A 12,912-nucleotide genomic window follows, 5' to 3' on the forward strand; every position below is an offset into this window, starting at 1 on the left:
CGAAGTACGTCGGCGGACGTCGGACGGACGGGGTGCGCGTCCCGAGGCGGGACGGATGTCCGGTACGTGAGGAGAGACGGTACGAATCGGCGGTGCCCCCGGCCCATGGGCGCGGGCGACGACGCTCGGGCCGGTCCTTGTGCGCGGCGCACGAGGCCGGGGGCGGGAGGGCCACGATGGTGCCGGCGCACGAGAGCGGGGCGGGACGCCACAAGCACACCCGGCGCCCAAGAACCCGGCAGGACACCCGCAATGGACCGCGCCGGCGCCGAGGCACGGTTGCACTCGGGGCCGGCGCGGGGGTCGGTGGGGCTGTGGTGGGAGGTCGGGCAAGAGGCCCTGCCCCGCGCCGGCGGCGAGCGATGTGCTCCGGGTCGGCGCGGGTCGTCGGGGACCGCGGTCAGACGAAGGCGCTCTCGCCGGTGACCGCCTTGCCGACGATGAGCGTGTTCATCTCACGGGTGCCTTCGAAGGAGTAGATCGCCTCCGCGTCGGCGAAGAACCGGGCGATGTCGTAGTCGAGCACGATCCCGTTGCCGCCGAAGATCTCCCGGCACCACGCCACCACTTCGCGCATCCGCGAGGTGACGAACGCCTTCGCCAGCGAGGAGTGCTCGTCGCGGAAGACACCGGCGTCCTGGAGTCGCGCGAGCTGGACCAGCATGCCCCAGCAGGCGGTGATGTTGCCGAGGCTCTTGACCAACAGGTCCTGCACCATCTGGAACCGTGCGATCGGGCGGCCGAACTGCTTGCGCTCCTTGGCGTAGCCCAGCGCCAGCTCGTAGGCGCCGAGCATCACGCCGAGGGCCTGCCAGGCGACCCCGCTGCGGGTGGCGCGGAGGATCTCCGCCACGTCGCGGAAGGAGTCGATGCGCTGGAGGCGGTTGGCCTCGGGCACCTTGACGTCGGTCAGGGTGATCTCGGCGTTCTCCACGATCCTGAACGCGATCTTGTTCTCGATCTTCACCGGGGAGAAGCCCGGGGTGCCCTTCTCCACCACGAAGCCCTTGACCTTGCCGTCCGCCTCGTCGCGGGCCCAGACCACCACCAGATCGGCGAACGTCGCGTTGCCGATCCACCGCTTGGCGCCGTTGAGCACCCAGTTCTCCCCGTCCCGGCGAGCCGTGGTCCGCATGCCGCCGGCCACGTCGGAGCCGCCGAGGGGTTCGGTCATCGCGAAGGCGCCGATGGTGTCCAGCGCGGCCATCGAGGGCAGCCAGCGGTCTCGCTGCTCCTGGTCGCCGCCGCGGTAGATGCTGTACATCGCCAGGCCGCTGTGTACGCCGAAGAACGTGGCACTGGAGGCGTCGGTGCGGGTGTACTCCATCGACAGCATGCCGACCAGCAGATTGCTCCCGGCCGGCAGCGGGTCGCCGTACCCCTCGTAGGGAACGCCCGCGAGTCCGAGGTCGCGGAACTTGCCGATGAGCTCGCGGGGGAACTCGCCCTTCGCCCAGTACTCGTTGACCAGCGGCTTGACCTCGGTGCGCATGAACGCCCGGGCGTGCGTCAGCAGTTCGCGCTCATGCGGCGGCAGCAGCGACTCGATGTCGTAGAAGTCGGCGGCCAACCGCTCGTCGACGGATGTCTTCTCGGGCAGCAGGGCGGTCATGACCGGGTCTCCTTCTCCAGGTGGGTGGCGCTGTCCCGGGCGGACAGCACGGCGATCTGCCGGGCGTCGCGCTCCTGGCTGAGGTCGGCGTAGGAGCGGGAGCCGTAGGCGTTCTCGACGGCCTCGACCAGCCGTTCGACGTGTTCGGGGCTCTGCTCGGGGCGGCCGAGCGAGTCCCACATCTTCTGCATCGACACGCCGATGTGCTCGGCCATGTGCCGGTAGCCGCCGGGGCCGCCGCCGAGGTGCGCGCCGAGGAACGGGCCCACCGTGGCCCAGCGCAGGCCGAGCGAGTTCACCATCACGGTGTCCAGTTCCGCCGGGCTGACGACGCCCTGCTCGACGAGGTAGATCGCCTCCCGGCTGAGGGCGTTCTGGAGGCGGTTGCCGACGAACCCGGGGATCTCCTTGCGTTCCACGACCGGGACCCGGCCGACGAAGCGGTAGAACTCCACGGCCCGCGCCACGCTCTCCTCCGAGGTGCGCTCGCCGGGCACCACCTCCACCAGCGGCACCAGGTGCGGCGGGTTGAAGGGGTGGCCGATCAGGATCCGGCCGGCGTCCTCGATGGTGTCCGTGAACGCCGTGGCGGGGATCGCCGAGGAGGAGCTGAGCAACAGCGCGTGCGCGGGGGCGGTACCGACCAGGTCGGTGAACAGTTCCCGCTTGAAGGCGGCGTTCTCGGGGCCGTTCTCCTGGACGACGTCGGCGTCGCGCACCGCGTCGGCGAGGTCGTCGGCGATCAGCACCCGCTCGGCGAGGCCGTGCACGTCCAGGCCCTGGGCGGCCAGCTGCCCGGCCGCCTGGTCGAGTGCCTCGGCGACCGCCTCGGCCAGGTCCGGTCGCGGGTCGGTGATCCGTACCCGTATGCCGTGCCCCGCGAAGAGCGCGGCCCAGGACAGTCCGATCGTCCCGGCGCCGACCACCGCGGCGGCGGTGAATGGCTTGGTCATCACATGTCTTCTTTCTGCGTCCGTGACCGTGGCCGCGCTCACCGCGTGGGGTACGCGGGGTGGGCCAGGTAGTCGTGGACCGGCTTGACCGGCGCGAGGGTCAGATCGGTGAGGATGTGGCTGGCGGAGATGACCTCGCGCACCGGCAGATCGGCCAGCGGCGCCAGCACGTGCTGGAACAGCTGAAGCCGGGCGGGGCCGGTCCAGGCACCCTTCACCGTGATGTCGGTGATCTCGTTGCGCACCAACTGCGCGACCTGCGGCGCCCCGTCGAAGCCGGGGACCAGCTTGAGCATGTAGGTCGGCACACCGACCTGGGCCACGGCCTCCTCGACCGACAACTCGTAGTGCTTGTAGCCCATGGTGGCGGTCGCCACCCGGAGCGTGCCGACGTCGAGGACGCCGACCAGCGCGCCGTGTTCGGCGTAGAGGCCGGGCGAGCCGGCGGTCTTGGGGTAGGCACTGGCCTCGCGGCCGGAGGTGATGGCCGGAAGGTTGTCCAGGTACATGGCGTGCAGGTACTCGCCCCGCTCCCCCTGGTAGGTGACCGGGATCGCCTGGCCCGACTCGGTGTACGGGCCGTACCCGCTGACGTCGCCCATCCGCATGACCTCGAAGCGCACCAGCGGTTCGTCGATCTCCAACGGTTCCGGCACCACCGCGCGCAGGGCCTCGTGGTCGGTGCGGTAGACGATGTTGAGGTACTCGCGGTTGGTGAACCGCGGCACGACCGGCGGATAGGCCGGGTTGGCCAGCGGCGTCGCGAAGTGCCGGGGCACGTCCTGCTGATTCATGGTGGGTTCTCCCTCGGGTTCTACCGGCCCTGCCAGACCGGGGAGCGGCGCTCGGTGAAGGCGGTCATGCCCTCGCGCACGTCGGCGGAGGCCGCGAGAGTGGCCATCAGCCGCCCCTGTACGGCGAACGCCTCCTCCTCGGGCGCGCCGTCCGCGGCGCGGACGAGGTTCTTGACGGCGGCCAGGGCCAGCGGGGCGTTCTGCGCGATCCGCTCGGCCAGGTGCAGTGCGGTGGCGACGGTCTCCCCCGCCGCGACCACACGGTTGGCGATGCCGAGCTGTCCGGCCCGTTCGCCGGAGACCGGCTCGCCGGTGAGCAGCAGTTCCATCGCCAGGTGGTACGGGATGCGCTTGGGCAGCCGGATCACTCCGCCGCCCGCCGCGATCAGCCCGCGGCCGACCTCCGGCAGACCGAACCTGGCGTCGTCCGCGGCGACGATCAGATCGCAGCCCAGGGCCAGTTCGAATCCGCCGCCCATCGCCCAGCCCTCGACGGCCGCGATCAGCGGCTTGGTGGTCCGCGCCCGGGTGAGCCCGCCGAAGCCGCGCCCCGGGATCTCGGGCGATTCACCGGCCAGCGCGGCCTTGAGGTCCATCCCGGCGCTGAACGTGCCCTGGGCGCCGGTGAGCACCGCTGCGCGCAGGGCGGGGTCCGCCTCCAACTGGTCTATGGCGAAAGCAAGTTGAGTGGCTACGGCGGCGTTGACCGCGTTGCGCGCCTTCGGCCGGTCGATGGTGATGAGCAGGGACGAACCGATGGTCTCGGTCCGCACCTCGGTGGTGCTGTGCATGGTGTGAATCCTTGGTCGACGGTGAGTCAGCGGCCGGTGGCGAGCTCGCCGAAGACCTCTTCGGTGTGCTGGCCGGGCAGCGGGGCGAGCCGGCGGACCGATCCCGGGGTGGCGGAGAACCGCACGGGGATGCCGACCGTGCGGATGGCGCCCTCGCTGGGGTGGTCCACCACATCCAGCAGCCGGCCGCCGCGCACATACGGGTCCTCGGCGGCTCGCTCGAGCTCGAGCACGGGTGCCATCGGGATGCTGTGCTTGGCGCAGACCCGGGCCCACTCCTCGGTGGTCATGCTCGGCGAGCACTCCCCCACCAGTTCCATCAGCGCGTCGACGTCGTCATCGGCGACGGCCTCGCCGTTGACCCGCGGGTCCGCGGCGAGGTCGGCGCGATCGGCGGCGAGGAAGAAGTCCCGGAAGTTCTGCGGGTTGTACGGGATGACGCAGGCGAGGCCGTCCCTGGTGGGCACCGCGCGGTGCCCGCGCTTCATCGACAGCGGGAACCCGGTGGGACCCTCCGGCGGCTCGAAGACATGGCCCGCCAGGTGCTCGACGAGGTTGAAGGCGATGAGCGTGTCGGTCATCGGGATCTCGATGTACTGGCCGGCGCCGGTGGGGCCGCGGTGGACCAGCGCGGCGAGCACCGTGTAGACGATGGTCAGCGCGCAGACCTTGTCGCCGATGATCGTCGGCAGATACGCCGGGGTGCCCAGCGCCCGGTTGGCCACGTCCACGAGTCCGGAGGCGGCCTGCACCGTCTCGTCGTAGGCCGCGTTGCCGGCCCGGTCGGAGTCGCTGCGGAACCCCTGGGCGTGGGCGTAGACCAGGCCGGGGTTGCGGGCGGCGACGTCGGCGTGGGCGAGGCCGAGGCGGGCGAGGGCGCCGGGGCGCATGTTGGTGACGAGCACGTCGGCGCTGTCGATCAGCTCCAGGGCCCGTGCCCGGTCGGCGTCGTCCTTCAGGTTCAACGACACGCTGCGCTTGTTGCGATTGACGTTGAGGTTGAGCGGGGTCATGCCGGGTGTGGTGCGGTAGGGGCCCACCCGTACGGTGTCGGACGGGGACTCGATCTTGATGACGTCGGCGCCGAGGTCGCCCAGGATCTGCGCCGCGTAGGGCCCCATCACCACCGTCGACAGATCGATCACCCGCACGCCGTTGAGCGGACCGGTGTCGCCTGCGGTCGTGCTGTCCATCATCGCTCCGTTCCACGCAGTAATTTCGTGGTGAATGTTTTCACCGACGACGTTATGCGCGAACGAGCCGAGAGGGAATGATCAATGGACGAACAAGGGTATGACCACAGCGGTCACACCCTTTCCATGGACCCCCGGAAAAGGATCCAAGAAAAGGGCCCCAGAAATTGGTCAGACGGAGATGACCTCGTGGAAGATCTGCCGCGCCCGCGCGGCGACGTCACTCAGGTCACCGCCGTCGTCCGCTCGGTCCCTACGGAACAACAGGCCTGTCACCAGGGCCGGTTGGAAGTCCTCGACGGGCAGTACAACCACATTGTCCAGCCGGTACAGATGCATCGGACTCTCCGGCGAGAGCATGGTCATCGAGAACGCCATGCCGGACGAAATCAATTCCGAGCTTCCCGAATAATCCGCCATATTTATGCGGATCCTTTTCTTCACGCCGACGGAATTCAGATGGGCGTCGATTTCCTCGAAATAGGCCGGGGTGGCGTCGTTCGGCGTGGCCACATAGGACAGATCGGCCAGCTCGTCCAGGGTGACCGACGCCCGCCCCGCGAACCGGTCGGCCGGCACCGCGGCACCCAGCCGCTCCCGCATCACCTCGATGATCTCCAGCGCGGGATCGGAGACCGGCAGCCGGACCAGCGCCATCGCCAGCCTCCCGTCGTGCACGGCGTCCGCGAGATCCGCCGACGTACCGGGCCAGCGCTTGAGTTCGCACACCTCCCGGCAGGCGTCCTCCAGCAGCCGGACCCGCTCCCGCAGCAGCGGATGCACTCCTGCGGGCATCCCGATGAACAGCCTGTCCAGCCGCGGCCGCACCGCCTCGCTCAGCCGCCAGGGAATCGCGTTGACCCGCTCCAGGATGTCGCGCGCCATCGGCAGCAGTGCGGAGCCCGCCGGGGTCAGGTCGACCCGGTGGGTGGTGCGCTCGAAGAGCTCGTAGCCGAGTTCGCGTTCCAGATCCTTGATCCGCTGGCTCAGCGGAGAGGCCGCCATGTGCAACTTGCGCGCCGCCTGCGAGAAGTTGAGTTCCTCGGCGACGGCGACGAAGTAACGCAGGTGCAGCATGTCCACGCCGTCACCCTACCCATGGCTGGATCCCCCGGCGGCAGAGGCGTCGAAGGAGGCAGCCGGTGCGCCGGTACCGTTCACCCGCGCACGCGACGCAGGGCCGCGCCCCGTCCGACACAGGGCCGCACCTTCACTCACCGCGGTCGGGAGCGGTCGGCCGACCTCGTGCGGGCCTGGGACGAGACGCGGTCGTCTACCAGCCCACCGCGACCAGCAGCCACTGCGGGTTGCTGTGCGAGATGAAGGACGACTGACTCGCCACGTCGTCGTAGGGAAAGCCGTAGGCGAGGCGGTTGATGGCGTTGTCGTGCCAGAACTTGGCGTAGTAGTTCGCCGGCGCCGCCTTGTAGTACTGGGCCGGATCGGCTTGCTGGGAGGCCGGCAGCGTGGCCACGTGCCGGTTGAGGGCCGCGCACACGTCGGGGTGGCCGGCCAAGGAGGCGGCGCAGCCGAAGATGTCGGAGGTGGCCGCGTTGACGCCGACGGACTGGGCGTAGGAGGTGAAGTAGTTGGCGTTGGCGCCGCCCGCGCGGAAGCTCGGGTCACTGCCGGGCGCGATGATCCGGTACGGGCCCTGGGTCCGGGTCAGTACCTTGAACTCGGCCGGGACCGCGTCGGTGAAGCGCTGGAAGGTGGCGGCGCGGTCCTCGGCGAAGGTCTGCCGGTTCTCGCCGACCTCGACGTCGTAGTTGTCCTTGGTGTGCAGTCGCACGGCGAGCTTGAGGCCGAAGGCGTCGACCCGGGTGGTGTTGCCGTTGAAGACGTTGTTGCCGACCGTGAACTCGATGAAGTCGTAGTAGGGGCTGTCGGGTGTGCCCAGGTGGAAGTACATGCGCCCCGCGGAGTTCGCCGGCATGTCGAGGTAGGGCTGTTCGGCGATGGAGTGGACCTGGCCGTTGAAGCTCCAGTACACCTGGCTGTCGGGGTACTTTCCGTTGGTGCGGTTGAGGATCTTCACTTGGACGGCGTTGTTCGCGGGGGGAATGTCGCTGGTGCTGCCCCAGAAGTCGTCCTGCGGAGGGGTGCCGCCGGGCCCGTACACCTCGAACTCCCACAGGGAGTGGCCGTATTGAGTGGCCCTCGCCGTTGCGAGGATGCGCACATAGCGGCCACTGCCGGTGACGGGCAGGCTCTGGGTGCCGCCGGCGGCTGTGGTGGTGGAGTAGATCGTCGTCCAGCTGCTCGCGTTGGTGGACGTCTGGAGCTGGTAGGCCGTGGCGTAGGCGGCTTCCCAGCGCAGGCCGACGCGGGTGATCTGCTGGACGGAGCCGAGGTCCACCTGGAGCCACTGGGGATCGGCGAAGGCCGAGGACCAGCGGGTGCCCGGGTCCCCGTCGACCGCCGCGGCTGCGGGGAAGGCCGAACTCTCGGTCGAGGACGCCGTGGCGGGCCGCCCCTGCGACAGCAGCAGGTCGGCGGCCCACGCGGGCGAGGGCGTCATGGCGACGAAGCAGGCTGCGAGCAAGGCGACGACCAGGCCGAGAGCCGTCCGGGAGCGGGCGGCACCGGTCGATGGTCTGCGCGCGGGAGCACAGGACGAAGTCTGCATGGGGAGCTCCGGAAGCCGAGCCGGCGTGCATGGAGGGGGGAGGAGCAACAGCAGGCGGGAGAGCGCTCTCTCTCACGGGGTTTGTACCCCTGCCCCTGCCCGGCGTCAACAACTGAAGGCAGAACCAGCACAGTTCACAGGAACGAGGCGGCGCGCGGTGTCCGCGGTGACGACGTCACACAAAGCACCGAGCATCCATCCCCTGCCCATCGGCAACGCCCAGCTGGGCGGAAATGCCCCTGGGACCGTGGCCGCAACGCCACGCGGGGGATCCGACCCCTGGTGCGGCCGCTTCGGGTTCCGAGCGCTTGCCCCGGTCCAAGGCGACGTCTCCTTTCACCACTTGACGTGTCTGGTTCAGACCTTTAGGTTCCGGCCAGTCAGGCTTTGTGAAGGCACTCAGGGTTCAGTCAGCCGATCCGGCGCATCGTCTCCGAGCCTCCGCAGTCGTACCCGCTGTGATCGTCTTCCATGGCCGGAGGCCGCCCCACGGCCGGACCTGCTGTCACTTCGTGTTCTGCAGGGCCCCCGCGACCTGGGCCTCGTCCGAATCCGCAGGTGTGAACGACATTTCCGGCGGCGGGACGCGGAACATCCGGGTCAGGTAGGCCAGGTACACCACGCCGAGGCCCAACCAGATCAGGCCCAGGGTGAGCGCCCTGCCGTCGAGGTTGTACAGCAGGTAGAGGTCCACGACCGCGCCGATCGCGGGGGCGACGACGTACGACAGCGGATTCAGGGTGTCCCCGGCGCGCCGACGCCGTATGTACATGGCGAGTACGGACACGTTGACGAAGGTGAAGGCGACGAACGCGCCGAAGTTGATGAAGGACGTCGAGGTGGCCACGTCCAGGCGCAGGGCGATCAGGCCGACCGCGCCGGTCAGCACGATGTTGAGCGCGGGGGTGCGGTAGCGCTCGTGGAGGCGGGCGAAGACCTTGCGAGGGAGGGCGCCGTCGCGGCCCATCGCGTACAGCAGTCGTGAGGTGCTCGCCTGCGCGGCGATGCCGGAGGCGAACTGCGCGACCACGAGCCCGGCCAGGAACACCGACGAGAACAGGTCGCCGCCGATGCTCTTCGCGATCTCGAAGGCGGCGGAGCTGGGGTCGTCGAAGGAGCTGCCCGGGTGGGCGAGCTGCGTGGTGTAGGCGACCAGGACGAAGATGCCGCCGCCGATCAGCGCCGTGAGCAGGATGGCGCGCGGCATGGTGCGCTTCGGGTCGACCGTCTCCTCCGTCAGCGTGGTGACCGCGTCGAAGCCGAGGAAGGAGTACGCGGCGATGGCGGCACCCGCCGAGATGCCGGCCGCGGTGGTCGCGCCGTTGGCGAAGGGCGCGCCGCTCGCCAGCGCACCGGCGCCGCCGATGTGGAGGACGTGACGCAGGGAGAGGACGACGAAGATGCCGATGACCAGCACCTGGAAGACCATGAGCAGGTCGTTGACGCGCTCGGCGGTCTTGATGCCCCGGATGTTCAGCACGGTGGTGACGGCGATGAAGCCGATGATCCATATCCAGCTCGGCACAGCGGGGAACTGCGCCTGGAGATACGCCCCGCCGATCAGCCAGATGACCATCGGCAGGAAGAAGTAGTCGAGCAGGGTCACCCAGCCGACGAGGAAGCCGAGCCGCCCGTCGATCGCCTTGCGGACGTAGGTGTAGGCGGAGCCGGCGACGGGATACGCGGCGGCCATCTTCCCGTAGCTGTGGGCCGTGAACAGCATGGCGACCAGGGCGAGCAGGTACGCGGTCGGGACCGCGCCCCCGGTGTCGGCGGCGACCACACCGAAGGTGCCCAGCACGATCAGTGGAGTCATGTAGGCGAGACCGAACAGGGTGACGGCTCTGAGGGTGAGGGAGCGCGCGAGAGCGGGCGCGCCGGTGGCGTGGTTGACCATGGGGTGGCTCCGGGGACGTACGAGCGGGACGGAGAAGGGTGAGGAGCCGGAGTGTCAGGCTCCGGGACGCCAGGTGCGCGGGTCGATACGGCCGCCGTACAGCGGCAGTTCGATGGGCGCGTCGGTGTCGGTGAACTGGTCCCACATGCGGTTCACGCCTGCGGTGCCGTGGGTCCGGACGCGGGTCACGTCGTCCAGATCGATCACGTCGGTGAGGATGGCGGTGCCGTCGCCGGGCGCCTCTGCCCGGATCCGGCCCTCGGGGTCGACGACCAGGCTGTGCCCGCTGCCCAGGGGGCCCGCGGTGTTCACGCTGACCACGTGGACCTGGTTGACGATGGCGTTGGCGCGGGCCAGGACGACCTCCTGGGCGCGGTCGCTGGTGGTGGTCATCACGGGGTTGACGATGACCTCGGCGCCGCGCCACGCCAGATGGCGGGCGACCTCCGGGAACCAGGCGTCGTAGCAGATCGCGAAGCCGATCCGCCCCGCCTCCGGGACGTCGAAGACCACGAACCGGTCGCCGGGATCGTAGGGCTCGCTCGGCCGCCAGGGGAACACCTTGCGGTACCAGGCCGCCAGACGCCCCTGCGGGGAGAAGGCCAGGGCGGTGTTGAACAGTTCCCCGGCCGGCCCGCGCTCGCACACCGAGCCCGGGAGCAGCCACACCCCCAGATCCCCGGCAAGCTCGGCGAGCTCCTTGACCCGGGGTCCGTCCAGGGGTTCCGCGATCTCCCGCAGCTGCTCGTGCGCCTCGGCGCCGAGGGCGTCGACGCCGCACAGGTGCAGCTCGGGGAAGACCGCCATGCGGGTGTGCGGGAACCGGGCGAGAATGCTCTCCGCCTCAGCCGCGAACCCGCTGAGCGGGGCATGTGCGGGCCGCGGGGGGAGCTGGGCGAGAGCGAGGGGCAGGGGGCGGGACATGGACGCGAAACTAGTTCAAGATGAGCAGTTAAACAAGAGTGCTCAATACGAGCTTTTTTAGCGATGATCCAGCGGAGCTGGCTAGGGTGACGCCATGCCTGGCAGTGACAACGTCCCGACCACCGGCCTCACCGCCCTCGAACTCAGCGGTGTGCGCAGGCTGTCCGCCCTGGAAGCGGTACGCGCCCGGATCGCTCTCGCCGTCGACCTGGGCCTGCTCTCCCCCGGCGAGCGCCTGCCCGGCACCGCACAGATCGCCCGGGCCCTCGACGTCAGCGAGATCACCGCTCGCCGCGCCCTGGTCTCCCTGTGCGGCGACGGCGTACTGGAACGCCGCCGTGGCCGTAACGGCGGCACCCTCGTCGCCGCCCACCCCACCCCGGGCACGGTCCTCACCACGGAGACCTACCGCACGGCCACCGACGCCGTGCACCGGCTGATCGACCACCGGCTGGCCCTGGAGTGCGGCATCGCCCACCTCGCGTCGGTCCGCGCCAGTGGCGAAGACCTGTCCGAGCTCCAGGAAATCGTCGAGGAAATGGACCGCGCGCCCAGCTGGGCGGAGTTCCACGGCTGCGACGAGCGCTTCCACCTCCGGCTCGCCGAGGCGACCGGCGTCCCCTCGATCACCGGCCCCTACGGCGCGGTCCTGCGCGAGCTCTACCGCTACTACCTTCCCTACCCCGTGGACGCGCTGCGCGCCTCCAACCGCGAGCACCGCGACCTCCTCGACGCGCTGCGCCGTCAGGACACCGCCGCGGCGAGCGAGGCCGCCCGGCACCATGTGGAAACACTGCGCCACACCATGTTCGTAGGCCTGCTGAGCGCATCCGCCGACACCGGAACCGTCGCCCCGGGAAGCTGAGCCTGTCCGCTGGTGGGCCTGGCCGACCCGTCGCCGTGATCTGTTTTCGGCGCGCGGGCTGGGACGGGAACTGGTGTGCTGGTACTGGGGCCGTCATTGAGCAGTCGTTCCCGTTCCCGGAGAGATCCCCATGAGTACTTATCGAGCAGCGCAGGTGGCCGCCGCGAGCGGTCCGTTCGAGATCGTCCAGCGTGAGGTGCCGCGGCCCGGCCCCGGCCATGTCCGGATCGCCGTGGACGCCTGCGGGATCTGCCACAGCGACTCCGTCTTCGTCGACGCCCTGTTGCCGGGCGTCCGGTTTCCGCTGGTCCCCGGGCATGAGATCGCCGGGCACATCGACGAGCTCGGCGAGGGAACGGACATCAGCTGGCAGGTGGGCGACCGGGTGGCGGTGGGCTGGTTCGGCGGCAGCTGCGGCCACTGCCCGCCCTGCAGACAGGGCGACTTCGTCGTGTGCCAGAACCTGAAGGTCCCCGGATGGGCGTACGACGGAGGCTACGCCGAGGCGGTGATCGCACCGGCCGACGCCCTGGCCCGGATCCCCGACGCGCTGGCGGCGACCGACGCGGCACCCCTGGGCTGCGCGGGAGTGACCACGTACAACGGGCTGCGACGCAGCTCCGCGCGGCCGGGCGATCTCGTCGCCGTCCTCGGCATCGGTGGCCTCGGCCACCTGGGGGTGAAGTACGCGGCCGCCATGGGCTTCGAGACCGTGGCCATCGCCCGCGGATCCGACAAGGCCGACTTCGCCAAGCAGCTCGGCGCACACCACTACATCGACAGCACGGCGGACACCACCGTCGCGGATGCGCTGCAGTCCCTCGGCGGCGCCAAGGCCGTGCTGGCCACCGCCGCCAACTCGGACGCCATCACGGCGACCGTGGATGGGCTCGCGCCCCGCGGCGAGCTGGTGGCCATCGGTGTGGACGCCGAGCCGCTGGGCATCAGCCCGAACCAGCTGCTCATGGGCGGCAAGATCATCCGCGGTCATCCGTCCGGCACCGCGCAGGACGTGCAGGACACCATGGCGTTCAGCGCCCTGCACGGGATCCGGCCGATGACCGAGACCGTGCCGCTGGACCAGGCCGATGAGGCGTACCGGAAGATGATGTCCGGCGCCGCCCGCTTCCGCATGGTGCTCACCACCGGCTGACGTGGCACGTGCCGCCCCGCCGCGCCACACCAGCGGCGGCATCGAGGCGTCCCTGCGCGACCCGACGCCGGTCCCCCCGCACTCGCGCGGTGCCGGTCGCG

At 70.1% G+C, this 12,912-nt stretch carries 11 protein-coding genes; 2 read left to right on the forward strand and 9 right to left on the reverse strand.

The features are described from left to right. Positions 1–400: 400 nt before the first annotated feature. The 9 genes from SAVERM_RS07205 to SAVERM_RS07245 all read right to left on the reverse strand — a co-directional run bounded on the left by SAVERM_RS07205 (position 401) and on the right by SAVERM_RS07245 (position 10,793). Entirely contained in the window at positions 401–1,612 is a 1,212-nt protein-coding gene (locus SAVERM_RS07205; RefSeq protein WP_010982785.1) for an acyl-CoA dehydrogenase family protein, read from the reverse strand. After that, positions 1,609–2,607, reverse strand: a complete 999-nt coding sequence (locus tag SAVERM_RS07210) for a 3-hydroxyacyl-CoA dehydrogenase NAD-binding domain-containing protein (RefSeq protein ID WP_242432193.1) — start codon at positions 2,605–2,607, stop codon at positions 1,609–1,611. Before SAVERM_RS07210 ends, SAVERM_RS07205 begins: the two co-directional genes overlap by 4 nt. Further along, positions 2,604–3,359, reverse strand: coding sequence for an acetoacetate decarboxylase (locus tag SAVERM_RS07215; RefSeq protein ID WP_010982787.1), 756 nt, complete (start codon positions 3,357–3,359; stop codon positions 2,604–2,606). The genes SAVERM_RS07210 and SAVERM_RS07215 overlap by 4 nt, the downstream gene beginning before the upstream one ends. A gap of 20 nt (positions 3,360–3,379) precedes the next feature. Then, a complete protein-coding gene (locus tag SAVERM_RS07220) occupies positions 3,380–4,150 on the reverse strand; it encodes a crotonase/enoyl-CoA hydratase family protein (RefSeq protein WP_010982788.1) in 771 nt (256 codons plus the stop codon). Between the two features lie 26 nt (positions 4,151–4,176). Then, the gene (locus SAVERM_RS07225; RefSeq protein ID WP_010982789.1) at positions 4,177–5,346 is read right to left on the reverse strand and encodes a CaiB/BaiF CoA transferase family protein; all 1,170 of its coding nucleotides are present in this window, start codon (positions 5,344–5,346) and stop codon (positions 4,177–4,179) included. A gap of 168 nt (positions 5,347–5,514) precedes the next feature. Next, positions 5,515–6,420, reverse strand: a complete 906-nt coding sequence (locus SAVERM_RS07230) for a LysR family transcriptional regulator (RefSeq protein ID WP_202497732.1) — start codon at positions 6,418–6,420, stop codon at positions 5,515–5,517. A 196-nt stretch (positions 6,421–6,616) separates the two neighbouring features. Continuing rightward, positions 6,617–7,972 (reverse strand): beta-1,3-glucanase family protein, encoded by a 1,356-nt coding sequence (locus SAVERM_RS07235; protein WP_037646050.1) that lies wholly within the window; start codon positions 7,970–7,972, stop codon positions 6,617–6,619. Positions 7,973–8,477: 505 nt separating this feature from the next. Continuing rightward, positions 8,478–9,869 (reverse strand): APC family permease, encoded by a 1,392-nt coding sequence (locus tag SAVERM_RS07240; protein WP_010982792.1) that lies wholly within the window; start codon positions 9,867–9,869, stop codon positions 8,478–8,480. A 54-nt stretch (positions 9,870–9,923) separates the two neighbouring features. Continuing rightward, complete coding sequence (locus tag SAVERM_RS07245; protein ID WP_010982793.1) at positions 9,924–10,793, reverse strand: carbon-nitrogen hydrolase family protein; 870 nt, start codon at positions 10,791–10,793, stop codon at positions 9,924–9,926. Positions 10,794–10,887: 94 nt separating this feature from the next. Between SAVERM_RS07245 and SAVERM_RS07250 the strand changes: the two genes are divergently transcribed. Together SAVERM_RS07250 and SAVERM_RS07255 are read left to right on the forward strand one after the other, a co-directional pair. Further along, positions 10,888–11,658 (forward strand): FadR/GntR family transcriptional regulator, encoded by a 771-nt coding sequence (locus SAVERM_RS07250; protein ID WP_010982794.1) that lies wholly within the window; start codon positions 10,888–10,890, stop codon positions 11,656–11,658. A gap of 130 nt (positions 11,659–11,788) precedes the next feature. Next, positions 11,789–12,811, forward strand: a complete 1,023-nt coding sequence (locus SAVERM_RS07255; RefSeq protein ID WP_010982795.1) for an alcohol dehydrogenase — start codon at positions 11,789–11,791, stop codon at positions 12,809–12,811. Positions 12,812–12,912: the final 101 nt, after the last annotated feature.

This window comes from Streptomyces avermitilis MA-4680 = NBRC 14893 (assembly GCF_000009765.2).
Classification (GTDB): Bacteria; Actinomycetota; Actinomycetes; order Streptomycetales; family Streptomycetaceae; genus Streptomyces; species Streptomyces avermitilis.

Coding starts and splice junctions, on each gene's coding strand:
- SAVERM_RS07205 (WP_010982785.1), bottom strand. CDS start 1,612: ATGACCGCCCTGCTGCCCGAGAAGACATCCGTCGACGAGCGGTTGGCC.
- SAVERM_RS07215 (WP_010982787.1), bottom strand. CDS start 3,359: ATGAATCAGCAGGACGTGCCCCGGCACTTCGCGACGCCGCTGGCCAAC.
- SAVERM_RS07220 (WP_010982788.1), bottom strand. CDS start 4,150: ATGCACAGCACCACCGAGGTGCGGACCGAGACCATCGGTTCGTCCCTG.
- SAVERM_RS07225 (WP_010982789.1), bottom strand. CDS start 5,346: ATGATGGACAGCACGACCGCAGGCGACACCGGTCCGCTCAACGGCGTG.
- SAVERM_RS07230 (WP_202497732.1), bottom strand. CDS start 6,420: ATGCTGCACCTGCGTTACTTCGTCGCCGTCGCCGAGGAACTCAACTTC.
- SAVERM_RS07235 (WP_037646050.1), bottom strand. CDS start 7,972: ATGCAGACTTCGTCCTGTGCTCCCGCGCGCAGACCATCGACCGGTGCC.
- SAVERM_RS07240 (WP_010982792.1), bottom strand. CDS start 9,869: ATGGTCAACCACGCCACCGGCGCGCCCGCTCTCGCGCGCTCCCTCACC.
- SAVERM_RS07245 (WP_010982793.1), bottom strand. CDS start 10,793: ATGTCCCGCCCCCTGCCCCTCGCTCTCGCCCAGCTCCCCCCGCGGCCC.
- SAVERM_RS07250 (WP_010982794.1), top strand. CDS start 10,888: ATGCCTGGCAGTGACAACGTCCCGACCACCGGCCTCACCGCCCTCGAA.
- SAVERM_RS07255 (WP_010982795.1), top strand. CDS start 11,789: ATGAGTACTTATCGAGCAGCGCAGGTGGCCGCCGCGAGCGGTCCGTTC.